Source organism: Enterobacter sp. CPE_E1241 (genome assembly GCF_045618265.1).
Taxonomy (GTDB): domain Bacteria; phylum Pseudomonadota; class Gammaproteobacteria; order Enterobacterales; family Enterobacteriaceae; genus Enterobacter; species Enterobacter adelaidei.
Genome location: NZ_JBIWYV010000001.1, coordinates 3,719,273 through 3,741,180, shown reverse-complemented (window position 1 = coordinate 3,741,180; position 21,908 = coordinate 3,719,273). Strand labels below are relative to the sequence as shown.

The 21,908-nt window shown below is 55.2% G+C and carries 26 protein-coding genes; 12 read left to right on the top strand and 14 right to left on the bottom strand.

What is annotated here, in order from left to right; genetic code table 11:
* Position 1: 1 nt before the first annotated feature.
* The 4 genes from nrdE to ACJ9Y9_RS18275 all read right to left on the bottom strand — a co-directional run bounded on the left by nrdE (position 2) and on the right by ACJ9Y9_RS18275 (position 3,282).
* Positions 2-2,146: a class 1b ribonucleoside-diphosphate reductase subunit alpha gene (nrdE, locus tag ACJ9Y9_RS18290; protein ID WP_028016795.1), complete on the bottom strand. Its 2,145-nt coding sequence runs from the start codon at positions 2,144-2,146 to the stop codon at positions 2-4.
* On the bottom strand, positions 2,119-2,529 hold the full coding sequence (nrdI, locus tag ACJ9Y9_RS18285; RefSeq protein WP_028016794.1) for a class Ib ribonucleoside-diphosphate reductase assembly flavoprotein NrdI: 411 nt from the start codon (positions 2,527-2,529) through the stop codon (positions 2,119-2,121). The genes nrdE and nrdI overlap by 28 nt, the downstream gene beginning before the upstream one ends.
* Positions 2,526-2,765 carry a glutaredoxin-like protein NrdH gene (gene nrdH / locus ACJ9Y9_RS18280; RefSeq protein ID WP_028016793.1) on the bottom strand — a complete coding sequence of 80 codons (240 nt, stop codon included), beginning with the start codon at positions 2,763-2,765 and terminating at the stop codon, positions 2,526-2,528. The genes nrdI and nrdH overlap by 4 nt, the downstream gene beginning before the upstream one ends.
* Positions 2,766-2,955: 190 nt before the next feature.
* On the bottom strand, positions 2,956-3,282 hold the full coding sequence (locus ACJ9Y9_RS18275; protein ID WP_028016792.1) for a DUF883 domain-containing protein: 327 nt from the start codon (positions 3,280-3,282) through the stop codon (positions 2,956-2,958).
* Positions 3,283-3,442: 160 nt separating this feature from the next.
* Here ACJ9Y9_RS18275 and ACJ9Y9_RS18270 point away from each other — a divergent pair, with 160 nt between their 5' ends.
* Positions 3,443-3,787 (top strand): DUF2002 family protein, encoded by a 345-nt coding sequence (locus ACJ9Y9_RS18270; protein ID WP_006811693.1) that lies wholly within the window; start codon positions 3,443-3,445, stop codon positions 3,785-3,787.
* A gap of 32 nt (positions 3,788-3,819) precedes the next feature.
* Here ACJ9Y9_RS18270 and alaE read toward each other — a convergent pair whose 3' ends face one another.
* Entirely contained in the window at positions 3,820-4,269 is a 450-nt protein-coding gene (alaE, locus tag ACJ9Y9_RS18265) for an L-alanine exporter AlaE (protein ID WP_028016791.1), read from the bottom strand.
* Between the two features lie 471 nt (positions 4,270-4,740).
* Here alaE and stpA point away from each other — a divergent pair, with 471 nt between their 5' ends.
* Positions 4,741-5,145 (top strand): DNA-binding protein StpA, encoded by a 405-nt coding sequence (gene stpA, locus ACJ9Y9_RS18260; protein WP_028016790.1) that lies wholly within the window; start codon positions 4,741-4,743, stop codon positions 5,143-5,145.
* Positions 5,146-5,183: 38 nt separating this feature from the next.
* On the opposite strand, the gene ACJ9Y9_RS18255 is transcribed toward stpA, so the two are convergent.
* The 4 genes from ACJ9Y9_RS18255 to ACJ9Y9_RS18240 all read right to left on the bottom strand — a co-directional run bounded on the left by ACJ9Y9_RS18255 (position 5,184) and on the right by ACJ9Y9_RS18240 (position 7,249).
* Positions 5,184-5,363 (bottom strand): hypothetical protein, encoded by a 180-nt coding sequence (locus ACJ9Y9_RS18255; protein WP_028016789.1) that lies wholly within the window; start codon positions 5,361-5,363, stop codon positions 5,184-5,186.
* Between the two features lie 79 nt (positions 5,364-5,442).
* Complete coding sequence (locus ACJ9Y9_RS18250; protein ID WP_028016788.1) at positions 5,443-5,964, bottom strand: rhodanese family protein; 522 nt, start codon at positions 5,962-5,964, stop codon at positions 5,443-5,445.
* 9 nt (positions 5,965-5,973) lie between these two features.
* Positions 5,974-6,273, bottom strand: coding sequence for a helix-turn-helix transcriptional regulator (locus tag ACJ9Y9_RS18245; RefSeq protein WP_028016787.1), 300 nt, complete (start codon positions 6,271-6,273; stop codon positions 5,974-5,976).
* A 13-nt stretch (positions 6,274-6,286) separates the two neighbouring features.
* Positions 6,287-7,249, bottom strand: coding sequence for a LysR substrate-binding domain-containing protein (locus ACJ9Y9_RS18240; RefSeq protein WP_028016786.1), 963 nt, complete (start codon positions 7,247-7,249; stop codon positions 6,287-6,289).
* A gap of 321 nt (positions 7,250-7,570) precedes the next feature.
* Here ACJ9Y9_RS18240 and ACJ9Y9_RS18235 point away from each other — a divergent pair, with 321 nt between their 5' ends.
* The 7 genes from ACJ9Y9_RS18235 to ACJ9Y9_RS18205 all read left to right on the top strand — a co-directional run bounded on the left by ACJ9Y9_RS18235 (position 7,571) and on the right by ACJ9Y9_RS18205 (position 15,972).
* Positions 7,571-8,176: an ankyrin repeat domain-containing protein gene (locus ACJ9Y9_RS18235; protein WP_028016785.1), complete on the top strand. Its 606-nt coding sequence runs from the start codon at positions 7,571-7,573 to the stop codon at positions 8,174-8,176.
* 106 nt (positions 8,177-8,282) lie between these two features.
* Positions 8,283-9,824, top strand: a complete 1,542-nt coding sequence (fdrA, locus tag ACJ9Y9_RS18230) for an acyl-CoA synthetase FdrA (protein ID WP_028016784.1) — start codon at positions 8,283-8,285, stop codon at positions 9,822-9,824.
* A complete protein-coding gene (locus tag ACJ9Y9_RS18225; RefSeq protein WP_028016783.1) occupies positions 9,824-11,239 on the top strand; it encodes a DUF1116 domain-containing protein in 1,416 nt (471 codons plus the stop codon). The genes fdrA and ACJ9Y9_RS18225 overlap by 1 nt, the downstream gene beginning before the upstream one ends.
* 11 nt (positions 11,240-11,250) lie before the next feature.
* Positions 11,251-12,801 (top strand): xanthine permease, encoded by a 1,551-nt coding sequence (locus ACJ9Y9_RS18220; RefSeq protein WP_407226216.1) that lies wholly within the window; start codon positions 11,251-11,253, stop codon positions 12,799-12,801.
* Positions 12,798-13,754 (top strand): carbamate kinase family protein, encoded by a 957-nt coding sequence (locus tag ACJ9Y9_RS18215; RefSeq protein WP_028016781.1) that lies wholly within the window; start codon positions 12,798-12,800, stop codon positions 13,752-13,754. Before ACJ9Y9_RS18220 ends, ACJ9Y9_RS18215 begins: the two co-directional genes overlap by 4 nt.
* A gap of 1 nt (position 13,755) precedes the next feature.
* A complete protein-coding gene (locus tag ACJ9Y9_RS18210) occupies positions 13,756-15,135 on the top strand; it encodes an amidohydrolase family protein (protein ID WP_028016780.1) in 1,380 nt (459 codons plus the stop codon).
* A gap of 102 nt (positions 15,136-15,237) precedes the next feature.
* A complete protein-coding gene (locus ACJ9Y9_RS18205) occupies positions 15,238-15,972 on the top strand; it encodes a bifunctional 2-polyprenyl-6-hydroxyphenol methylase/3-demethylubiquinol 3-O-methyltransferase UbiG (protein ID WP_028016779.1) in 735 nt (244 codons plus the stop codon).
* On the opposite strand, the gene ACJ9Y9_RS18200 is transcribed toward ACJ9Y9_RS18205, so the two are convergent.
* Positions 15,966-16,568 carry a short chain dehydrogenase gene (locus ACJ9Y9_RS18200; RefSeq protein ID WP_028016778.1) on the bottom strand — a complete coding sequence of 201 codons (603 nt, stop codon included), beginning with the start codon at positions 16,566-16,568 and terminating at the stop codon, positions 15,966-15,968. The genes ACJ9Y9_RS18205 and ACJ9Y9_RS18200 overlap by 7 nt on opposite strands.
* Positions 16,569-16,666: 98 nt before the next feature.
* On the opposite strand from ACJ9Y9_RS18200, the gene ACJ9Y9_RS18195 reads away from it, so the two are divergent.
* The 3 genes from ACJ9Y9_RS18195 to ACJ9Y9_RS18185 all read left to right on the top strand — a co-directional run bounded on the left by ACJ9Y9_RS18195 (position 16,667) and on the right by ACJ9Y9_RS18185 (position 19,351).
* Complete coding sequence (locus ACJ9Y9_RS18195) at positions 16,667-17,554, top strand: LysR family transcriptional regulator (protein WP_028016777.1); 888 nt, start codon at positions 16,667-16,669, stop codon at positions 17,552-17,554.
* Positions 17,555-17,574: 20 nt separating this feature from the next.
* Positions 17,575-18,756: a PLP-dependent aminotransferase family protein gene (locus ACJ9Y9_RS18190; protein ID WP_028016776.1), complete on the top strand. Its 1,182-nt coding sequence runs from the start codon at positions 17,575-17,577 to the stop codon at positions 18,754-18,756.
* A gap of 85 nt (positions 18,757-18,841) precedes the next feature.
* A complete protein-coding gene (locus tag ACJ9Y9_RS18185) occupies positions 18,842-19,351 on the top strand; it encodes a DUF6622 family protein (protein WP_028016775.1) in 510 nt (169 codons plus the stop codon).
* 2 nt (positions 19,352-19,353) lie between these two features.
* Here ACJ9Y9_RS18185 and nudI read toward each other — a convergent pair whose 3' ends face one another.
* From nudI to ACJ9Y9_RS18165, 4 genes are all read right to left on the bottom strand, one after another.
* Entirely contained in the window at positions 19,354-19,779 is a 426-nt protein-coding gene (nudI, locus tag ACJ9Y9_RS18180; RefSeq protein ID WP_028016774.1) for a nucleoside triphosphatase NudI, read from the bottom strand.
* A 45-nt stretch (positions 19,780-19,824) separates the two neighbouring features.
* Positions 19,825-20,172: a HigA family addiction module antitoxin gene (locus tag ACJ9Y9_RS18175; RefSeq protein ID WP_028016773.1), complete on the bottom strand. Its 348-nt coding sequence runs from the start codon at positions 20,170-20,172 to the stop codon at positions 19,825-19,827.
* A 10-nt stretch (positions 20,173-20,182) separates the two neighbouring features.
* Positions 20,183-20,482 (bottom strand): type II toxin-antitoxin system RelE/ParE family toxin, encoded by a 300-nt coding sequence (locus tag ACJ9Y9_RS18170; RefSeq protein WP_028016772.1) that lies wholly within the window; start codon positions 20,480-20,482, stop codon positions 20,183-20,185.
* A 253-nt stretch (positions 20,483-20,735) separates the two neighbouring features.
* Complete coding sequence (locus ACJ9Y9_RS18165) at positions 20,736-21,905, bottom strand: HlyD family efflux transporter periplasmic adaptor subunit (protein ID WP_108091060.1); 1,170 nt, start codon at positions 21,903-21,905, stop codon at positions 20,736-20,738.
* Positions 21,906-21,908 lie beyond the last annotated feature (3 nt).

Below are 21,908 nucleotides of genomic sequence, written 5' to 3'. Positions count from 1 at the left end.
CTTACAGCGCGCAGGATACGCAGCCTTCGATTTCGGTGCCTTCCAGCGCAAGCTGACGCAGGCGAATGTAGTACAGCGTCTTGATGCCTTTCTTCCAGGCATAAATCTGCGCCCTGTTGATATCGCGGGTGGTGGCGGTATCCGGGAAGAAGAGCGTCAGCGACAGCCCCTGGTCCACGTGTTTTGTTGCCTCGGCGTAGGTGTCGATAATCTTTTCCGGCCCGATTTCATAGGCGTCCTGATACAGCGCCAGGTTGTCGTTGGTCATAAACGGAGCAGGGTAATAAACGCGCCCGGTTTTGCCTTCCTTGCGGATCTCTATTTTCGACACAATCGGATGAATACTCGACGTGGCATGGTTGATGTAAGAGATCGAGCCGGTCGGTGGCACCGCCTGCAGGTTCTGGTTGTAGATGCCGTGCCGCATTACGTCATCACGCAGCTGTTGCCACATCGCGCGCGTGGGCAGGGTGATACCGGAACGGGCAAATAGCTGGCGTACTTTCCCGGTTTTTGGCTGCCAGTCGCCTTCCAGATACTGGCTAAAATATTCGCCACTGGCGTATCGCGACTGTTCAAAACCGGCGAAGCGCTGGTTGCGCTCGCGCGCCAGCATCATTGAGGTATGCAGCGCATGCCAGGTGATGGTGTAAAAATAGAGGTTGGTAAAATCCAGCCCTTCCGGGCTGCCGTAGGCGATGCCTTCCCGTGCCAGATAACCGTGCAGGTTCATCTGCCCAAGACCGATGGCGTGCGACGCGGTATTTCCCGCTTCAACAGAAGGCACGCTGCGGATGTGGCTCATGTCTGACACCGCCGTCAGCCCGCGAATGGCGGTTTCAACCGTGCGGCCAAAATCCGGGGAATCCATGGTGTGGGCAATATTCAGCGACCCGAGGTTGCAGGAGATATCTTTGCCAATGTCCGCGTAGTCCAGGTTTTCATCATAGGTCGACGCGCTGTTGACCTGCAAAATCTCCGAGCACAGGTTGCTCATGTTAATGCGGCCGGCAATCGGGTTGGCGCGATTCACCGTATCTTCATACATGATGTATGGATAGCCGGACTCAAACTGAATTTCGGCAAGCGTCTGGAAGAAATTGCGGGCGTTGATGTAGGTTTTACGAATGCGCTCGTCGGCTACCAGGTCGTCGTACAGCGCACTGATAGCGACATCCCCGAACGCTTTCCCGTAGATACGCTCGATATCGTAAGGCGAGAACAGCGCCATGTCGGCATTCTCTTTGGCGAGGGCAAAGGTGATATCCGGGATCACCACGCCGAGCGACAGCGTTTTGATGCGGATTTTTTCATCGGCATTTTCGCGTTTGGTGTCGAGAAAACGCAGAATATCCGGATGATGCGCGTGCAGATACACCGCGCCTGCGCCCTGGCGTGCGCCGAGCTGATTGGCATAGGAGAAGGCATCTTCCAGCATTTTCATCACCGGGATCACGCCGGAGGACTGGTTTTCGATGCGCTTAATTGGCGCTCCGGCTTCACGCAGGTTAGAGAGCAAAAACGCCACGCCGCCACCGCGTTTGGAAAGTTGCAGCGCTGAATTCACCGCTCGACCAATCGACTCCATATTGTCTTCGATACGCAGCAGGAAGCAGGAAACCAGCTCGCCGCGCTGGGCTTTGCCACAGTTAAGGAAGGTCGGTGTGGCGGGCTGGAAGCGGCCGGAGAGGATCTCCGCCATCAGCCGTTCAGCCAGTGCTTCATCGCCCTGAGCCAGCGTCAGCGCCACCATCACCACGCGGTCTTCAAAACTTTCGAGGTAGCGTTTACCGTCGAACGTTTTCAGCGTGTAGCTGGTGTAATACTTCCACGCGCCGAGGAAGGTCTGGAAACGAAAACCGCTGGCGTGCGCGCGTTCGAACAACCTCACCACGAAGGTGCGATCATAACGGGTGAGGACGCGTTCTTCGTAATAGCCTTCATTGACCAGATAGTCGAGCCGCGCATTCTGGCTTTCAAACGTTATGCTATTGGGGCGGACATGGGCGGCGAAAAAGGCGTCCACTGCCTCGTGGTCTTTGCCAAACTGGATGTGCCCCTCGCGGTCATAGAGGTTAAGCATCGCGTTTAATGCGTGGTAATCCGGTGTCGCCTGAATTACCCGTTCTGCGGTTGTCGTTGCCAAAATTCCTTCACTCCTTTACGCACGTTCTCTACGTCCTGCTGTGTCCCCATCAGTTCGAAACGATAGAGGTACGGCACGCCGCATTTTTGAGAGATGACATCCCCGGCGCGACCAAAGGCGTCACCGAAATTGCGATTACCCGCCGCGATCACGCCGCGAATACGCTGTCGGTTATGGGGATCGTTAAGAAAGCGGATCACCTGGCGGGGAACCGCCCCCGCCGTACCGCCGCCGCCATAGCTGGGCACCACCAGTATGTAAGGTTCCTCTACCTGGATCCGCTCTCGCTCGTTCAGCGGAATGCGGGTCGCAGGCAGCCCGAGGCGCTCGATAAAGCGGAGCGTGTTTTCCGAGCTGCTGGAGAAGAAAACCAGTCCGCTCATGCCCTGGCGGCCTGAGCGGCGAGGCGGTTGATCATATCCGGACGGAAACCTGACCAGCTGGTTTCCCCGGCAACCACTACCGGAAGCTGGCGAAAACCCTGCGCGCGCAGGATATCGGCTGCTTCTGGCTGCTGGTCGATATTCACCATCTCAAATGCCACCCCGCGGCTTTCCATCGCACGTTTAGTCGCATGGCACTGAACGCAATCGTTACGTGTGTAAATAATAATGCTCATGATTCGTATTTCCATTTAAAATGAGAGCACGGCGCGAATGTACGCGTCAGATTTGTGTGTCTTGCTAAAGGAGATACTAGATGTAGTTATCCTAAGTTTCAACCATACAAGATATGGGAAATTTAGATTGATTTTGCCCCGATGATGAGCACAACGGGGCAGGGTGGGCTGTGCGGGTTTTTCAGGCGGGTTACTTACGCAAGTTAAGCAGGGCACCCACAAAGATACCGACGGCGGCTACTGTGCCCAGCGTACAGAGCGGTCTTTCGCGAACAAAGGTACTTGCACAGCTGACGGCATCACAGGCTGCCTGAGTCGTACGTGAACGGCCGTTCATCCGCGCGCGGGTTTCACGGAGCAGAGACTGAGCCTTACGTTTTGCGGCATCCGCTTCGTCCTTCGCGTCAGTTCCCCAGGATTTCAATACCTCTTCCAGTGAGTCAGCTAATTGGCTGACATCATTACGAATATCCTGAGCGTCGTCGTTAATATCGTTTCGGTTCGTTCTGTTAAACATACGATCCTCCGTAATTTTGTGTTCCCGCTTAGTTTAGTTCAGAAATGTAATATCTGAAGTGCATCACGCGTTATCCGGCAGTTTATGGAATATTCTGAAAGCCCTGCTAATGCTGAATACTGTAAGGTTGCCGGGCAGGAAAAGATAACGAGGAAAAGATATGTATTTACGACCTGATGAGGTGGCGCGCGTTCTTGAAAAAGAGGGATTCACCATGGATGAGGTGACATCAAAAGCGTATGGATATCGCCGTGGTGAGAATTATGTTTACGTTAATCGTGAAGCCAGAATGGGACGTACCGCGCTCATTATTCACCCGACACTGAAAGACAGAAGTTTGTCATTTGCTGAGCCAGCCTCGGATATTAAAACCTGCGATCATTATCAGCAATTTCCGCTCTATTTAGGCGGCGAGACGCATGAACATTATGGTATTCCGCATGGCTTCAGTTCACGTATGGCACTGGAGCGGTTTTTGAAGGGACTGTTTGGCGACGTACAGTAAATCAGCGACTGGCGTGCGCCAGTCGCCTCACATTACGCTTTGGCCTGATTGTACTGGCTGACCTTGAACAGGCGGCGACAGTAGTCGAGAAAATAGCCGTACACCGCACCCATCAGCATTGAAATCACAATATTCGAACTGACCGCCGCGACGATCTGGTGCCAGTCTGCGCCGACTGTCAGCAGAATAGCTACGTAAACCGGGGACTGGAACGTCACATACGCCAGAACGTCGGCCAAGTTTTTGACCCAGCCTGCAGGGCTGATACGGCGTGCGAGGCGCATGACCGCATCACGGTATAATCCATAAGGCCAGGCAATAATAATGTTGACCGGGATTGCCACCAGACGAGAAGAAAGTGACTGCTCGAAGGTCATTCCGGAGAGGAATATTTCAATCAGCATGTTCACGACAGAACAGTAGACAACCATCGCGAAAGTATCCGCTACCGCATGGCGAAGGCGTGATTGCGGTGAGAACATGTCTGAACTCCTTGAGAAGAACACAATAAAAACGATTTTCCCGCAGCGATTAGTGCTTTAGGTTGGTTTGTTTGACGTGTATAGCGTATATCTCTGCGTTTAAACTAACAACTAGTGAATAATTTTTATTTAGTCGCGTTTTGTCCACAAAATTCTCTAAAATTGATTGTTTTTTGTTCGGTTCGTTATATTGTGTCTTTGTGGGGTATTTTTTTATAAAAATCAGATAGTTGATTCTGTTGGTTTGAAGGGTGGTGCCAGGAGGGGCTTTTTTGGAACAGTATGCTGTAATTTGGCTTAACGTTGACCATTTCTGTCGGTGCTGGGGTTGTGCGCGAATATTATTATTGTCGATATTTAAAGATATTTACACTATTGTCAGGAAAGTCCTGTGGGTAGATATTTAGACAGAAATGAATTATTCTGACTGTGATTTATCTATTTACCCCAAAGAAAAGGTTTCCAAATAATATGTCTTTGACGTTACAGAATCTTAATAATATCCGAACTCTGCGCGCCATGGCGCGTGAATTATCCCTGGACGTTCTTGAGGAAATGCTGGAAAAGGTCAGGGTCGTTGCTGAAGAGAAACGTAGTGAACTGGCGGAATTAGAGCAGCAGCGTACTGAGCAGCAGGAAAAAATTAACGCTCTGCTGGAACGGATGAAAGCCGATGGTATTTCACCGACTGACCTGTTAGGTTCAGATCTGGCGCAGGCAGGAAAGACGGCGAAAAAACGTAAAGCGCGTGAAGCAAAATATCGTTTTATTGACCAGAACGGTGAAGAAAAAACGTGGACTGGCCAGGGCCGTACGCCGAAGCCAATTGCCAGTGCGCTGGCAAACGGTAAATCACTGGATGATTTTCTGATCTAATCCGTGAGCCGGACGGATCACTCCGTCCGGTTGTCTGTTCAGCAGACGCCGAAATCACCGTCTTCGGTATACAGAGCCAGATCGCTGGCTTTCAGGGTATATTTCTCGCCTTGTTCATTGCTGGCCTGTACCGCCACAACGCTGTCACCCTCAACTTCAATGACTTTCAGTTTCGGACCGCCTTTACGCGGTTGCACATAATCACCGACAGAAAACATATTACCTCCTCATCGTTTTAGTGAACTTCACCTTAGCCCACGCGCGCTGCCGGGTACAGTGTAATTCACGGATTACTGCTTATGAGGTACGCCGGTTCCATGGCATCACTTTCAGCAGTCGTGCCATACCGCAAAAACCTGTCAGACCTGCGAAGAGCAGCCCGGCCCCCACAAAACCGCTGAGCAGGAAAAAGCTGCTTGAGACGCTATAGCCCAGCACCACGCCACAGAGAATCAACAGCCCGGCGGCAATTTGCACCTGACGCATCAGCGGGAGCGGCTGCGATTTGTCCTCGACAGTCAGAAGTCCAGCCTGCTTCCAGCCCTGAATGCCACCTTCGACGACAAATGCCTGAGCGGGGGCAGCAGCCTGTGCAAGGCGGTCAGCATTTCCGGACGTCCGGGCGCCGGACTGACAGTGAAAAATCACGGTTTCACCCGCCCGTGTAGTCAGTCCGCCGGGTAAGGTGTCCAGCGGTATGGACTGTGCAGCCGGAATATGCTCGCGGGCATACTCATCGGCATCACGAATATCAATCAGTTTTGCACCTTCGGCAACGCGCGCTTTGGCCTGCTGCGGTGATAGAAGAGGAAGTGACATGGCGGCTCCTTACGGGCAATAAAGGGTTTTCAGGGTGCTGATAAGCTGATGTACAGCATCGTTTTTAATGAAATAGAGAATGCGCTGCGCTTCGCGGCTGCTGTCGATAAGCCCTTCTTCACGCATACGCGCCAGATGCTGCGACGTGGCGGAGGGGCTAAGTCCCGTTGCGCGAGCCAGCTCCCCCGCGCTGGTGCCGGGAGCACCGCACAGCGTGCAGAGGATCAGCAGCCGACGCGGGTTGCTCATCGCTTTTAAGAGTCCTGCGGCCTGCTCAGCGCTGGCCTGAAGTTGTTCGAGTTCAGTCATAATAGTTTAGAGTTTACTTAATTAAGCAAATGCTAAAATAATTTATTGCTTCGCGCCACAAGAGATCGCTATAGATGTGGGTCAGCACCCCCGCAGGGCCAAATTGTTGTTTGATCCAGCGCGTGACCTGGCCGGTCGCCGCATGCTGCGTGGCGAGCAGCATGCGTGAGTCCTGACGTGGATTATTAATGCGCCGGGTGACTAACAAGCCTTCTTCCACCGCCTCGCGGGCCATATACTCGGGCAAGAAACCGATCCCTTCCCCCAGGATCTGACACTGACATTTGGTGTTGAAATCCGGCACCAGAATCGCCTCCTGCCCGTGCAGCAACCAGCCGACCTTTTTGTTAATGGTATGGGCGGTATCTTCCACCATGATGTTGGGATACAGGCGTAGCTGGCTCTCTGCTATTGGTTCCGGGACGAAGGCCAGCGGATGTTCCGGCGCGATGGCGAATACCCAGCGGATAGCGCCAATCTCGGTGTAATCAATGCCACCGCCGTCGAGCAGCGTGTCCGGCGCGCCAATGGCAATATTGGCCTGGTTGTTGATGATGGAGTCCCAGACGCCGTTATACACCTCGGTCGTCACGGTTATCTGGCAGGTGGGAAACTGCTTTTTCAACACCTGCAGCAGCCGCGCGGTATGGCGTGGGGTGTATAAAAGCTGGTTGATACAGATGCGTACTCGCGCTTCAATACCCTGAGAAATGGTGTCTATCCCGCGTTTGATGGCATAAAAATCATTCAACAGATCGGTGGCTTTGCGATAAAAGTAAAAGCCGGACTCGGTCAACTCAATGCTGCGCGTGTTGCGCACAAAAAGCACAACGTCTAAGCCGGTCTCCATCCGCTTGATGGTGTAACTGATGGCCGAGGTGGTGACACCCAGCTCGGTAGCGGCCTTGCTGAAACTGCCGAAGCGTGCGGCGGTGGTAAAGGCCAGCAGGTTCTCTTCGGTAAAGATAGAATTCATATCACTGCTCCTGTGAGCCATCAGTTTTGAACATATTTTAACAGCGTTGTTACAACGCATTTGAAGCCGATCACAGTTCTGAATTTTTACTGCAAGTCGCGCATAGCAAGGCTTTGTCAGGCATAAGCAGAATGCAGCCTTACGCGTTAAAAAGCGCGAAAACATAAGGAAAAGATTGCACGGCCGCACGTTTTGGCTGAATTGTTGAATTTAACTCAATAATGAATTGACTGTCGATGAATCATTTTTAAGCGGATTCTTTTATGACCAGGCTGTTGCTATTCTCAGGTCAACAGAAATAAAAACATCGGGAGTCTGAATATGTCTGGAACTGAACTCGTTACTGAATTTCTGCTGGCGGCAGAAGAGGGCAATAGCGATGCGCTAAAAGCCTGCCTGGAGAAAGGCGTGGATATTAACGCCACCAACCGTCAGAAAAGAACCGCGGTTATTATTGCCAGCCTGAAAAAGCATTATTCTTGTGTGGAGTTATTAATTGCCGCTGGCGCGGATATTGATAAACAAGACCAGACCTGTTTTAACCCCTTCCTGATTAGCTGCCTGACGAACGATTTAACCCTGCTGCGCATCGTCCTTCCGGCAAATCCGGATCTCGACCGTCTGACGCGTTTCGGTGGCGTGGGTATTACACCCGCCAGTGAAAAAGGGCACGTGGAAATAGTGCGCGAATTACTGGAGAAAACCGATATTAACGTTAACCACACCAACTTTGTTGGCTGGACACCGCTGCTGGAAGCCATCGTTTTAAATGACGGCGGCGCGAAGCAGCAGGAAATTGTAAAGCTGCTGCTGAATCACGGCGCGAACCCGCACATGACCGATAAATACGGAAAAACGCCGCTCGAACTGGCGCGAGAAAAAGGTTTCACCGCAATCGCTGACCTGCTGCTGGCGGCGGGCGCGTAACCTATCCGGCCAGCCTTAGCCGGCTGGCAACCCTGACATTAAGCATTTTACCGGCGTGCATTTTGCACGACGGCGGCCCGCTTTTATCCTCTTTCAGGAGAAAATAATGCCAACGAAAATCGTCATAAAAAAGAATACCTACTTCGATTCGGTTTCATTAATGTCCGTTTCGACCAAAGCCAATAAATTGCCGGGCGTTGAGCAGGCCTTTGTGGCCATGGCAACGGAGATGAACAAAGGCGTCTTAAAAAATCTCGGATTATTAACGCCGGAATTAAATGAGGCCAAAAACGGCGACCTGATGATCGTGATTAAAGGCGATGCGGCAAATGAAGACACGCTGGCAGCCATTGAAGCGCTGTTCACGCGTAAAGAGAGCGCGGGATCCCATGAAGCGCGCTATGCGACGATTGCCAGCGCCAAAACCCATCGCCCGGACAGCAACCTTGCTGTGATTTCCGTCAACGGCACCTTCGCCGCTCGCGAAGCGCGTCAGGCGCTGGAAAACGATCTCAACGTGATGCTCTTCTCCGATAACGTATCGCTCGACGACGAGCTGGCGCTGAAGCAACTGGCGCACCAGAAAGGGCTGCTGATGATGGGGCCGGACTGCGGCACCGCCATTATCAACGGCGCGGGGCTGTGCTTTGCCAACGCGGTGCGCCGCGGACCGATTGGTATTGTCGGCGCCTCCGGTACCGGCAGCCAGGAGCTGAGCGTGCGCATTCACGAATTCGGCGGCGGCGTGTCACAGTTGATTGGCACCGGAGGGCGCGATCTCAGCGAGAAAATCGGCGGCCTGATGATGCTCGACGCCATCGAGATGCTGGAGGCGGACGACGCCACGCAGGTGATTGCACTTATCTCCAAACCGCCTGCACCAGCGGTCGCTGAAAAGGTGTTGGCCCGCGCGCGCGCCTGCCGTAAGCCTGTGGTTGTCTGTTTCCTGGGCCGCAATGAACCACCTACCGATGAAGACGGGCTGCAGTTTGCCCGCGGCACTAAAGAAGCCGCCCTGAAAGCTGTCCTGCTCACCGGCATCAAAAAAGAGTCACTTGATCTGCACCCGCTCAACTGGCCGCTGATCGAAGAGGTGCGTGCCCGTCTGACTCCACAGCAGAAGTACATTCGCGGGCTGTTCTGCGGCGGCACGCTGTGCGATGAAGCCATGTTTGCCGCGCTGGAGAAATTCGACAACGTCTACAGCAACATTCAGCCGGATCCAACAAAACGCCTGAGCGACATCAACGTCAGTAAAGCCCATACCTTCCTCGACTTTGGTGACGACGACTTCACTAACGGCAAACCGCACCCGATGATCGACCCAACCAACCGCATCAGCCGCCTGTTGCAGGAAGCGCGCGATCCGGAGGTGGGGGTGATCGTTATGGACTTCGTGCTGGGCTTTGGCGCACACGACGATCCGGTAGGGGTGATGCTCGACGCCATTAACGAGGCGCAGGCAATTGCGAAAGCTGACAACCGACCGCTGGAAATTCTGGGCTACGTGCTGGGCACTGACCAGGATCCACAGTCGCTGGTGCAGCAGTGCCAGCTTCTGACCGATGCAGGTGTGATTTGGGCCAGCAGCAGCACCAATACCGGATTACTGGCGCGTGAATTTGTCTGCAAAGGGGAGAAAGCATAATGACGACTTTATTTAACCAGCCGCTGAACGTGATTAACGTTGGTATTGCGATGTTCAGTGACGACCTCAAAAAACAGCACGTGCCCGTCACCCAACTCGACTGGACACCGCCGGGGCAGGGCAATATGCAGGTGGTGGAAGCGCTGGACCAGCTGGCGAGTAAACCACTGGCGGAAAAAATTGCCGCGGCCAACACCCTCGCCCTTGAGCGCATTATTCAGTCCCATCCGGTGCTGGTGGGTTACGACCAGGCGATCAACGTCGTGCCAGGCATGACCCGCACCACTATTTTGCATGCTGGTCCACCGGTGACGTGGGAAAACATGTGTGGCGCGATGAAAGGTGCTGTTACCGGCGCGCTGGTGTTTGAAGGGTTGGCAAAAGATATCCGCGACGCCGAACGCGTGGCGGCTTCCGGAGAAATCACCTTCTCGCCGTGCCACGAACACGACTGTGTAGGCTCCATGGCGGGCGTCACTTCTGCCTCAATGTTCATGCACATCGTCGAAAACAAAACCTACGGCAACCGCGCGTTCACCAACTTAAGCGAGCAGATGGCGAAAATTCTGCGTATGGGCGCGAATGATCAGAGCGTGATTGACCGCCTGAACTGGATGCGCGACGTGCTTGGGCCGATGCTGCGCGACGCCATGAACATCATCGGTGAAATCGATCTGCGCTTAATGCTGGCGCAGGCACTGCACATGGGCGACGAGTGCCACAACCGCAACAACGCGGGCACCACGCTGCTGATCCAGGCGCTGACGCCGGGGTTGATTCAGGCGGGCTACCCGGTAGAGCAGCAGCGCGAGGTCTTTGAGTTTGTTGCCAGCAGCGACTACTTCTCCGGCCCGACGTGGATGGCGATGTGTAAAGCCGCGCTGGACGCCGCTCACGGCATTGAATACAGCACCGTAGTGACCACCATGGCGCGTAACGGCTATGAATTCGGCCTGCGTATTTCCGGCCTGCCCGGACAATGGTTTACCGGCCCGGCGCAGCAGGTCATTGGCCCGATGTTCGCGGGCTACAAACCGGAAGACTCCGGGCTGGATATCGGCGACAGCGCCATCACCGAAACCTACGGCATTGGCGGCTTTGCGATGGCAACCGCCCCGGCGATTGTGGCGCTGGTGGGCGGTACGGTTGAGGAAGCCATCGACTTCTCTCGCCAGATGCGCGAAATCACCCTTGGTGAAAACCCGAATGTCACCATTCCGCTGCTGTCGTTTATGGGCATTCCTACTGCCATCGACATCACCAGAGTGGCGGGCAGCGGCATTCTGCCGGTGATCAACACCGCGATTGCCCACAAGGACGCCGGAATCGGCATGATTGGGGCGGGCATTGTTCACCCGCCGTTTAGCTGTTTTGAAAAGGCGCTGTTGACCTTCCGCGATCGCTACTTTTTATAAGGCATGCATCCATGAAAAACATGAAACTGGAGTGGAAAAGAGGTGACTGGGCGGCCTATTTCGGGCTCATGACCAACAACCTAACCAATTTGCTGACCATGATGGGGTTGCTCATTTTTGTCGTCGGCATCCCGAAGGAGATTGTTTATGGACGCATCGCGCCAGCCTTCGGGCTGGCGGTACTGGTAGCGAGCGTCTGCTATGCGTGGTTTGGCCTGCAGATGGCACGCCAGACCGGGCGTACTGACGTCACTGCGCTGCCGTCCGGCCCGAGCGCGCCGTCGATTTTTACCGTGACCTTCCTGGTATTAATGCCGGTTTATCAGCAGACCGGTGATGCGGAATTTGCCATCCAGATCGGTCTGGTGTGGTGCTTCGTGGAAGCGATGATCCTGGCGGGTGGTTCATTTTTAGGAGAAACCATCCGCAAGATGATCCCGCGTACCGTGCTGCTGTCGTGCCTGTCTGGTTTAGGGTTGCTGCTGCTGGCGATGAACCCGATGCTGCAGGCGTTTGAGGCGCCAACGGTGTCATTCATCGTGCTGCTGCTGATCTTCATCAACTGGTTTGGCAAAAAGCCGATCTTCGCCCGCATCCCGACAGGGCTGTTGCTTTTGGTTGCCGGTACGGCCCTGGCGTGGATCTCTGGCCTGCAAAGCCCGGAAGCGATCAAGGCGTCGATGTCATCGTTCGGCTTTAACCCGCCGTCCGTGCATATCGAAGGCTTTATGCAGGGCCTGCCGCACGCGCTGCCGTACCTTGCCTCGGCGGTTCCTCTGGGGCTGGCAAACTACATCTTTGACCTGGAAAACATTGAGAGTGCTCACGCAGCAGGGGATGAATACCCAACCCGCAAAGTGATGCTGGCAAATGGTCTGGCATCAATGCTTGGCTGCCTGATGGGTAACCCGTTCCCCGTGACGGTCTATGTTGGCCATGCGGGCTGGAAAGCGATGGGAGCCAGCATTGGCTATACGCTGGCGTCGGGTGTGACCATGTTCATCGTGCCGCTGTTCGGGCTGGGGGCGTTTATGCTCGCCATCATTCCGATGACCGCCATCGTGCCGATTCTGGTGTTTATCGGCGTGGTGACCGCCAACCAGGTGGTGAGAGAAACCCCCAAAGTGGAAGTGCCCGTGATCTTCATCTGTCTGTTCCCGTGGATCGCCAACTGGGCGCTGACCATGATGAACAGCGTGATGGGGGCGGCGGGCACCAGTGCGGCGAAAATCGGTACCGATGTGCTGCACAGCAAAGGCATCTACTACGAAGGGCTGGTGCATCTGGGGAATGGCGCACAGCTTGCCAGCATGCTGTGGGGTTGTATCGCCATCTTCGCCATCATCAATAAACCGCTGCGCGGTGCCGTTGCGGCGGCTGTCGGTGCGTTGCTGGCACTGTTTGGGGTGATCCACGCCCCGGTGGTGGGCTTTGCCGAAGGCAGTTCGCTGATGTTTGTCACGGCGTATCTGATGATGGGCGGCATGTTTGTGGTGAAACATTTCCTTGATAGCCGGGAAGCGGCGAGCGCTGAAATTACTGTTGCGAAGGAACACGTATGAAAGAGCTTATGGTCGTCGCCATCGGCGGCAACAGCATTATCAAAGATAACGCCAGCCAGTCGATTGAACACCAGGCGCTGGCGGTCAAAGCGGTGGCAGAGTCGGTGCTGGAGATGCTGGCATCCGACTACGACATTGTGCTCACGCACGGAAACGGCCCCCAGGTGGGGCTGGATCTGCGCCGCGCCGAAATCGCCCACGAGCGGGAAGGGCTGCCGCTGACTCCGCTGGCGAACTGTGTGGCAGATACGCAGGGCGGTATTGGTTACCTGATCCAGCAGGCGTTAAATAACCGCCTTGCCGCACGCGGGGAGCAAAAAGCGGTCACGGTCGTTACTCAGGTGGAGGTGGATAAAAATGATCCGGGCTTCACCCATCCCACTAAACCCATCGGCGCGTTCTTTAGTGAAGTGCAGCGCGATGAGCTGCAACTCGCCCACCCGGACTGGCATTTTGTTGAGGACTCTGGCCGGGGTTATCGCCGCGTAGTGGCGTCTCCACAGCCATTGCGGATTGTCGAAGCCGATGCCATCAAGACGCTGACGCAGAAAGGTTTTGTGGTGATTGGCGCGGGCGGCGGCGGTATTCCGGTGGTTCGCACACCTGAAGGTGATTACCAGAGCGTCGATGCGGTGATTGATAAGGATCTCTCCACCGCATTGCTGGCACGTGAGATCCGCGCTGATGTGCTGGCGATCACCACCGGCGTGGAAAAAGTGTGTATCAACTTCGGCAAGCCAAATCAGCAGGCGCTGGACACCGTCAACGTGGCGCAAATGTCGCGGTATATGGATGAAGGCCATTTCCCGGCGGGCAGCATGCTGCCCAAAATCATCGCCTCGCTGGAATTTTTAAACCACGGCGGCAAGCGGGTGATCATCACCTCGCCGGACAGCCTGCCTGCGGCGCTGCGCGGTGAAACCGGCACCCATATTGTTAATGAAGGAAGATAAGATGAGTGAAAACAAAAGCCGACGCGAGTTTATCAGCCAGAGCGGCAAAATGGTCACCGCCTGCGCACTGTTTGGTGCGACCGGATCTGTCGCGTATGCTGCGGATACTGCGAAGCCAACCTGCGAGACGGGCAAACCGATGAGCATCACCGCAAAACACTATTATCTGGATAACGTCCTGCTGGAAGCCGGGTTCAATTTCGACGGCGGCGTGGCGACCAGCACCCGCACCGAGCTGAAAACGCTGGAGATTAAAGACGGGAAGATCGTCACCCTGCGGGATAACAAAAGCCACGCTGATGCCACGCTGCCGCACTACGATGCGGGCAGTAAACTGATGCTGCCGGCGATGCGCGACATGCACATCCATCTCGATAAAACCTTCTATGGCGGCCCGTGGCGCTCCCTGAACCGCCCGGCGGGCACCACCATTCAGGATATGATCCGCCTGGAGCAGAAGCTGCTGCCGGAATTACAGCCCTACACGCAAGAACGCGCCGAAAAGCTGATCGACCTGCTCCAGTCCAAAGGGTCTACCATCGCCCGCAGCCACTGCAATATTGAGCCGGTTTCCGGCCTGAAAAACCTGGAAAATTTACAGGCGGTACTGGCGCGCCGTAAACCCGGTTTCGACTGCGAAATCGTCGCCTTCCCGCAGCACGGCCTGCTGCTATCGAACTCTGAAAAACTGATGCGTGAGGCGATGCAGGCCGGCGCGCACTACGTGGGTGGACTCGATCCCACCAACGTGGATGGCGCGATGGAGAAATCCCTCGACACCATGTTCCAGATTGCGCTGGACTACGACAAAGGAGTGGACATTCACCTGCACGAAACCAGCCCGGCGGGTGTGGCAGCGGTGAATTACATGGTGGAAACCGTGGAGAAAACGCCAGAGCTGAAGGGCAAACTGACCATCAGCCATGCTTTCGCGCTGGCCACGCTCAACGAACAGCAGGTGGATGAGATCGCCACCCGCATGGCAGCACAGCAGGTAACCATCGCCTCTACCGTGCCGATTGGCACTCTACATATGCCGCTAAAGCAGTTGCGGGATAAAGGCGTGTTTGTGATGACGGGTACCGACAGCGTAATCGACCACTGGTCTCCGTATGGCCTGGGGGACATGCTGGAAAAAGCCAACCTGTACGCTCAGCTTTATATTCGACCAAACGAGCAGACGCTCTCCCGCGCGCTCGGTATCGCCACCGGCGACGTGCTGCCGCTGAACGACAAAGGCGAGCGCGTGTGGCCGAAAGCGCAGGACGACGCCAGCTTTGTGCTGGTGGACGCCTCCTGCTCCGCCGAAGCCGTAGCGCGTATTTCCCCGCGCACCGCGACGTTCCATAATGGCAACCTCGTTTGGGGCGTTGTGGGTTGACGTGCATTTCGCCCTCTCCCGGTGGGAGAGGGTTGGGGTGAGGGCATCAGGCCGCAGGGAATGCTTTATACTGGGAGTCACATTCTTAAAGAGGGATCTGCCATGGCACAAAACATCTACGACAACCCGGCGTTTTTCGAAGGCTACGCCCAGCTTCCGCGCTCGGTGCAGGGGCTGGACGGCGCGCCGGAGTGGCCTGCGTTAAAAAGCATGCTGCCGGAGTTAACCGGTAAATCGGTTATTGATCTCGGCTGCGGATACGGCTGGTTCTGCCGCGCGGCGCGTGAGCTGGGCGCGTTTGACGTAGTGGGCGTTGATATCTCAGAAAAGATGCTCGCCCGTGCGGCGGAGTTGACCCACGATGACGGGATTCGCTATCAACGCAGCGATCTGGAATCTCTTAAGCTCAACGAGAACAGCCTCGATCTGATCTACAGCTCGCTGGCACTACACTACCTGCCGGAACTGGACACGCTATTCGCCAACGTTCAGCGCGCGCTCAAACCCGGCGGCAGCCTGGTCTTTTCGATGGAACACCCGATTTACACCTGCGCCACGCGTCAGGGCTGGCTGACCGACGATAACGGAGAGCGGTTCTGGGGTGTGAACCATTATCAGGACGAAGGCCAGCGCGTCAGCAACTGGCTGGCAGACGGGGTGATCAAATACCACCGCACGCTGGGCACCACGCTTAACGCGTTGATCAAGGCCGGATTAACTCTGAGCGAAATCAACGAATGGGGGCCAACGCAGGCTCAAATTGACGCCTGGCCTGCACTGGCCGAAGAGGCGGAACGTCCGATGCTGGTACTCATTTCCGCCCGAAAGGGTCAATAACCCACCTTATACACCCGCCCGCTCTGCACGCCTTCTACGCTGCGACGATAGACCTGGGCGACGGTCGCGGAGGGCACGCTTTCAAAGCCCGGGAAGAAACCGTCGTAGGCTTCAGCAGATTCGGTGAGTACCGTTGGGCTAATCAGGTTGATGCGGATCCCGCGCGGCAGTTCGCAGGCTGCGGCGCGAACAAACCCTTCCAGCGCGGCATTTACCGTGGTGGCATTCACCCCCTGCGCAATCGGCTCGTGCGCCACAATTCCGCTGATTAGCGTAATTGATCCACCTTCGTTCAGGTAATGCTGGCCGGTCAGCGCCAGGCGCACCTGTCCGAGCAGTTTATCCTGCAGGCCCTGGTTGAAATCAGTGTCTTTCATCGTGGCGAGCGGACCGAAGTACAAACCCCCGCTGGCAGAGACAATGGCATCCACCGGGCCGATTTTCTCAAACAGCGCCTGCACGCTCGCCTGGGAAGTGATATCCACCTGATAGTCGCCCTGCGTGCGACCTACGCGGATAACCTCGTGACGACGACTCAACTCTTCCGTCACTGCCCGACCGACTGTACCGCTGGCACCAATAATGACAATTTTCATCGCTGACTCCTTAATGTTGTGAGCCTTCATTCTTTAATAAATAAAAATGCAGATAAACTGGGCTAAAGTTAGAAGATTACTAACCAGAGGTTTGGAATATGGATAAGCTTCGCAGCATGGAAACCTTTATTGCCGTGGTTGAAAGCGGCAGTTTCACCGGTGCGGCGGCGCGGCTGGAGATGTCGGCGGTGATGGTGGGGAAGTATATTGCGTTGCTGGAGTCTCAACTTGGTACGCGTCTTCTGGAGCGTAATACGCGACGCCAGAGCCTGACCGACGCCGGACGGGTCTATTTCGACGAGGCGAAGCGGGTACTGGAGCAGGTTGCCATCGCCGAAAGCGCGGTTGAGCGCCTGCGCGCAACACCTGCTGGCACTCTGCGGGTAACGGCCCCCACGTCCTTTGGCGGCTGCGTGATTGCACCGCTCACCGCCACCTTTTTGCAACGCTACCCGGAAGTGCGCGTGGAGCTGGATCTGACCAATCGGATGGTGGATCTGGTGGAGGAGGGCGTCGATCTGGCCATCCGCATTGGCGACATTCGCAACGACGACCTGGTCGCGAAATACCTCTGTCCTTATCGAATGGTGATCTGCGCCGCGCCTGATTATCTGGCGCACTACGGTACGCCACAAACGCCTGCCGATCTGGTGGATCATCTTTGCCTGTCCCACAGCGTGTGGACTGCACGCAATGAATGGCGGCTGCCGGGTGTCGAAGGGGAGGTGCGCTGGAAGCGTGATGCCATCCTAAGATGCAACGACGGCTACGGGCTACGGATGGCCGCAAGAGCCGGGGCGGGGCTGTTATTACAACCGGAAGTGCTGGTCGCGGAAGAGCTGGAAAGTGGTCGGCTGGTGCGGGTGCTGGAGGATTACATTCCAGAGCCAAGACCGGTGCATTTGTTGTGGCGTCAGGATTTACGACCGCTCCCTAAGCTAACAGAATTTATCGCCCATATTCTGCTAAGATTGGGCACAATATAATAAAAGAAGGTAAGCAAAGAATGTCTGTGAATAAACTCGCCAGCAGCGCGCAGGGCCTGCAATCATCTGCCATCCGTGAATTATTAAAACATAGCAAAATGGCAGGAGTCATTTCGCTGGGCGGCGGTATTCCTAACCCTGCATTGTTCGATCATGAAGGCCTGAAAATGGCCGCTGATGCCGTATTATCCCAGCATTTTGGCGAAGCTTTCCAGTACGGTCTGACCGAAGGTGTTCCTGGGCTACGGGAAGAAATTCAGCGCATCTGTGAAGGGCGTGGGATCCGCTGTAAGGCGGATGATGTGGTCGTGACCTCTGGTTCACAGCAATCACTTGACGTGCTGGCGCGTGCATTAATTAACCCTGGCGATACCGTCGTCGTCGAGCGTCCAACCTATCTTGCCGCGCTGCAGGTATTTGGCCTGGCGCAGGCGAATTTTGAATCCGTGGGTACCGATGCTGACGGAATGAAAGTGGATGAGCTCGAAGCGCTGGTGGTCAATAAACCCATTAAAGCGGTTTATATTGTGCCGACATTTGGTAACCCGGGTGGGGTAACCCTTTCTGAACCGCGTCGTAAACAGCTGGTGGAATTATCGAAGCGTTATGACTTCGTGATTATTGAAGACGATCCGTACAGCGAAATTAATTACACCGATGAAGTTTTCCGCCCGTTAATTGCCCACGCCAAAGATATCGGCAACGAAGAGAACGTGGTGTATACCTCAACCTTCTCTAAAATTCTTGCGCCAGGCACCCGCGTGGGCTGGGTGCTGGTACCGGAGTGGCTGAAACGCGCGGTGGTGAATCTCAAGCAAACCACCGATCTGCACACCAGCACGCTGTCACAGCTGATGACGTACGAATACCTGAAAACCGGTCGTCTGGCCGATCAGATTAAAATGATCCGCGAAGCCTATCGCCAGAAATACCAGACGTTCGCAACAGAACTGGAAGCCGAGCTGGGTGATGTGATGTCATTCCACAAGCCGAAGGGCGGCATGTTCCTGTGGGCGACTATGAAAAATGGGAGTAATACCACTCGCTGGCTGGAAAAAACGTTAAGTAACGGCGTAGTATTTGTGCCGGGCGAATTTTTCTACTGCAATGAGCCAGACCATTCGACGCTGCGTATGTCGTTTGTCACGCCAACGGATGAAGAGCTGAAAGAGGCGGTTCAACGCCTGAAAAAATCGCTGTAAAAGACCTGCGCATAATGGCGTCTCCGCCGTTATGCGTAATATTCTTGCAGCGCGGCCAAAGCCGCTATCTTCCATGGTGAGCTCCATGTTTGAATTTCTGATCGGTGTCGTTACGCACACGCCCGTCTGGGTGTGGGTGCTGTTTATCTTCCTTATCTCCCGCGGCATTAAAGCCCGCCAGCCGACTACCGTCACGCTGGAGAGGCTTGCTGTCATTCCGGCGATCTTTCTTATCTGGGATATCTACGATCTGGTGGTCTATCGCACGCTCACTCCCGAGACTGTCATATTGTGGACGGCGGGGATCCTTGCCGGTGCTGCGCTGGGGTATTTCCTGATTAAGCAGGCGGTTATCACCCGCGCAGAGGCGCCGCGCAGCCTTTACCGCCAGGCAGACTACACCGCACTGCCGTTTATGATGCTGGCGTTTGGGGTGAAGTATGTGCTGGGCGTGATGAGCGCGGTCTCTCCGCAGACGATGCAGCAGCCCGCCATGAGCGCGCTGGCGATCGTCTCTGGCGGTGTGTTTGCTGGTGTGTTTCTCGGGAAATTTGCGCGCTATGTTGGCGTGTATGTCGCCCGTGTTCCGGTCTGAATTTACAGCAGGCCTTTTTGCGCGAAGGTAATGCGCGTGGCTTCATTGAGATCAAGCTTTTTTAACGATTCCGGACTAACCCAGGCGATCTCCTGAAACTCGTCATTAAAAGTGACTGCCCGGTTGGCGCTGAGGCAGTCGAAGATCAGATAGATCATATAAATCTCCTCAGTGGTGCCATCGGGGTAGGTTTTCACCCTGATGTCATCGCGAAAAGCCCATGGCGTGACCGAGACGATCTCCAGTGCGTCGCCCAGCTCTTCGCGGATCTCACGGCGTAATGCCTGTTCCATGGTTTCGCCCGGCTCCATTCCGCCACCGGAGAGAGCCCACTGACCGGGGAACACGCCGCGATCGTCGGCCATTTTGCACAGCAGGTAGGCCCCGTCGTTCTGGATGATGGGGCAGACAATGGTTCGTTGGCGCATGATTTCTTCCTGAAAAAGTATTGAGTAGGTAAATTTTGTGCCGAATCAGGCAACATCCGGCTGGCCAGATTTTCGCTTAGCCATGACTTCCGCAACGGTCTTTATACGGCTTAACTCCTCCTGCGTCCGGGAGTTAGATTGCGCTTCCCAGATATCGACGTTCAGCTGTAGGTTCAGCCAAAATTCAATAGTGGTATCAAAGGCTTTTGCCAGTTTTATCGCCATATCGGCAGTAAGTTTGCGATTGTTATTGACCAGCGCGCTGATGGTATTGCGGTGTACATTAAGCATCTCCGCCAGATCGCTGATTTTCAGATTGAGCGGTTCAAGATACTCGTACTGCAACACGTCGCCCGGCGTGGTAGGTTTGCGGTGTGCCTGTTGAAGTGTCATAGGTGATGCCTCACTTGTGTTGCGTGTACCTGTGTGGAGAGAGGTAGAGATCGTCTGCTTTACCCTTTGTCCAGAGAAATACAAGCCTGTATTGCCTGTTTACCCGGATTGAGGAATATCCCTTCAGAGGAGGATTCAATGCTTCATACATATTACCCGGTGGCGATCGCAAATCCCGGTGAGAAGTAGCTGCGTTGATGATGTCGAGCTTTCTCGCAAGCGCTGTCTCCAGATTTGAAGGAATAACATTGCTCGATCTACCGTAAAGAAAAAAATCCTCAAGCCATTGATCCCGAAAATGATTAATCATAATGCTGGTGAGCTCCAGTCCATGAAGCTGAGTGAATAGTAGTGCACCCTTGCACTGTGCGCAAGTGCATTTTGTCTGCGGGTAATATTACCCTGGTGATGGCTGAAGGGAAGTGGGATGCATGACTAAAGGTAAATTCTTCGAGGTGGATTCCGCTTCTGGCGTGCGGTTTAATGCCCGGCGGTGCTGCGCTTGCGCGTACCTGCGGGAACGTAGGCCGGGTAAGGCGAAGCCGCCACCCGGCACTCCAGGCTTACCGCTCCCTCAGCGCCTCCTTCGCCCTGTTAAACGGCTTAATCAGATAATCCAGCACCGTTTTCTCTCCGGTCTTAATGTCCACCGTCGCAATCATCCCCGGCACAATCGAAAAGTGCCTGCCCGCTTTATTCACCAGGTAGTCCTGGCTGGTGCGGATAAAGACCCGGTAATAGAACACCTCCGGCTTGGCCTCGTCCTGAATAGTGTCCGGGGAAATCGTCTCCACGACCCCGTGCAGCCCGCCGTAAATGGCGTAATCGTAGGCGGTGATCTTCACCAGCGCCTCCTGGTTCGGGTGGATAAAGGCGATATCGCGGGGCGACAGGCGGGTTTCAATCAGCAGATGATCGTCCACCGGCACAATCTCCATCAGCTCGCCGTTGGGCGGGATCACGCCGCCGATGGTGGTGACCTTGATGTTTTTCACGATCCCGCGCACCGGGGATTTTACGGTCAGACGGGTGACGGAGTCCTGGCGGCCTTTAAGAATGGCGGAGACCATATCCACCTCCGCGTTGGCTTTGGATAACGCCTCGCGGGCCTGAACGTAATACTGGGAGCGCACATCGGTGAGCTTCAGCTCCAGGTCACTTTTTTGCCGCTGCAACCGTAGCACCTCTACGTGGCTGGCAGCGCCGGTTTTCACCAGACGTTGGGTGATCGCCAGCTCTTTATTCGCCAGGTCTAACGCGGCGCGCAGCTCTCGCTGGGTGTCATCCAGTTGTGCGCGGCGGGAGTTGTAGAGTCGTGTTTCATCGGCAATCAGATCCGGCCATTTTGCCAGCGAAGGGGGAAACTTCAGCGGGAGATCGTTCACTTCGGCGTACAGGCGCGCGCTGGAGGCCAGTGACGCGCGGTAACGCGCTGCGCTTTCGCCGACGTTCGATTCGGAACGCGTCGGATCAAGCCGCGCCAGCACCTGCCCGGCCTGCACCTGATCCCCTTCGTGGACGTTCAGTTCGGTGAGGATCCCGCCGTCAAGCGACTGCAATACCTGCTCGCGCGAGCTGGGGATCACTTTACCCGAGCCGGTTGACACCTCATCCAGCACGCCAAACCACGCCCAGACGCCCAGCACCACAAACATCAGCAGCGAGAAGATCACGATCCGTCGCGCACCGGTGTAGCCGCTTTCGGAGTCGAGGGCGTTATCCAGATCGTCCATTGC

Excerpts from the sequence above, each read along its gene's own strand:
- nrdI (WP_028016794.1), bottom strand. The coding sequence starts at position 2,529 with ATGAGCGGACTGGTTTTCTTCTCCAGCAGCTCGGAAAACACGCTCCGC.
- nrdH (WP_028016793.1), bottom strand. The coding sequence starts at position 2,765 with ATGAGCATTATTATTTACACACGTAACGATTGCGTTCAGTGCCATGCG.
- ACJ9Y9_RS18275 (WP_028016792.1), bottom strand. The coding sequence starts at position 3,282 with ATGTTTAACAGAACGAACCGAAACGATATTAACGACGACGCTCAGGAT.
- ACJ9Y9_RS18270 (WP_006811693.1), top strand. The coding sequence starts at position 3,443 with ATGTATTTACGACCTGATGAGGTGGCGCGCGTTCTTGAAAAAGAGGGA.
- alaE (WP_028016791.1), bottom strand. The coding sequence starts at position 4,269 with ATGTTCTCACCGCAATCACGCCTTCGCCATGCGGTAGCGGATACTTTC.
- stpA (WP_028016790.1), top strand. The coding sequence starts at position 4,741 with ATGTCTTTGACGTTACAGAATCTTAATAATATCCGAACTCTGCGCGCC.
- ACJ9Y9_RS18255 (WP_028016789.1), bottom strand. The coding sequence starts at position 5,363 with ATGTTTTCTGTCGGTGATTATGTGCAACCGCGTAAAGGCGGTCCGAAA.
- ACJ9Y9_RS18250 (WP_028016788.1), bottom strand. The coding sequence starts at position 5,964 with ATGTCACTTCCTCTTCTATCACCGCAGCAGGCCAAAGCGCGCGTTGCC.
- ACJ9Y9_RS18245 (WP_028016787.1), bottom strand. The coding sequence starts at position 6,273 with ATGACTGAACTCGAACAACTTCAGGCCAGCGCTGAGCAGGCCGCAGGA.
- ACJ9Y9_RS18240 (WP_028016786.1), bottom strand. The coding sequence starts at position 7,249 with ATGAATTCTATCTTTACCGAAGAGAACCTGCTGGCCTTTACCACCGCC.
- ACJ9Y9_RS18235 (WP_028016785.1), top strand. The coding sequence starts at position 7,571 with ATGTCTGGAACTGAACTCGTTACTGAATTTCTGCTGGCGGCAGAAGAG.
- fdrA (WP_028016784.1), top strand. The coding sequence starts at position 8,283 with ATGCCAACGAAAATCGTCATAAAAAAGAATACCTACTTCGATTCGGTT.
- ACJ9Y9_RS18225 (WP_028016783.1), top strand. The coding sequence starts at position 9,824 with ATGACGACTTTATTTAACCAGCCGCTGAACGTGATTAACGTTGGTATT.
- ACJ9Y9_RS18220 (WP_407226216.1), top strand. The coding sequence starts at position 11,251 with ATGAAAAACATGAAACTGGAGTGGAAAAGAGGTGACTGGGCGGCCTAT.
- ACJ9Y9_RS18215 (WP_028016781.1), top strand. The coding sequence starts at position 12,798 with ATGAAAGAGCTTATGGTCGTCGCCATCGGCGGCAACAGCATTATCAAA.
- ACJ9Y9_RS18210 (WP_028016780.1), top strand. The coding sequence starts at position 13,756 with ATGAGTGAAAACAAAAGCCGACGCGAGTTTATCAGCCAGAGCGGCAAA.
- ACJ9Y9_RS18205 (WP_028016779.1), top strand. The coding sequence starts at position 15,238 with ATGGCACAAAACATCTACGACAACCCGGCGTTTTTCGAAGGCTACGCC.
- ACJ9Y9_RS18200 (WP_028016778.1), bottom strand. The coding sequence starts at position 16,568 with ATGAAAATTGTCATTATTGGTGCCAGCGGTACAGTCGGTCGGGCAGTG.
- ACJ9Y9_RS18195 (WP_028016777.1), top strand. The coding sequence starts at position 16,667 with ATGGATAAGCTTCGCAGCATGGAAACCTTTATTGCCGTGGTTGAAAGC.
- ACJ9Y9_RS18190 (WP_028016776.1), top strand. The coding sequence starts at position 17,575 with ATGTCTGTGAATAAACTCGCCAGCAGCGCGCAGGGCCTGCAATCATCT.
- ACJ9Y9_RS18185 (WP_028016775.1), top strand. The coding sequence starts at position 18,842 with ATGTTTGAATTTCTGATCGGTGTCGTTACGCACACGCCCGTCTGGGTG.
- nudI (WP_028016774.1), bottom strand. The coding sequence starts at position 19,779 with ATGCGCCAACGAACCATTGTCTGCCCCATCATCCAGAACGACGGGGCC.
- ACJ9Y9_RS18175 (WP_028016773.1), bottom strand. The coding sequence starts at position 20,172 with ATGACACTTCAACAGGCACACCGCAAACCTACCACGCCGGGCGACGTG.
- ACJ9Y9_RS18170 (WP_028016772.1), bottom strand. The coding sequence starts at position 20,482 with ATGATTAATCATTTTCGGGATCAATGGCTTGAGGATTTTTTTCTTTAC.
- ACJ9Y9_RS18165 (WP_108091060.1), bottom strand. The coding sequence starts at position 21,905 with ATGGACGATCTGGATAACGCCCTCGACTCCGAAAGCGGCTACACCGGT.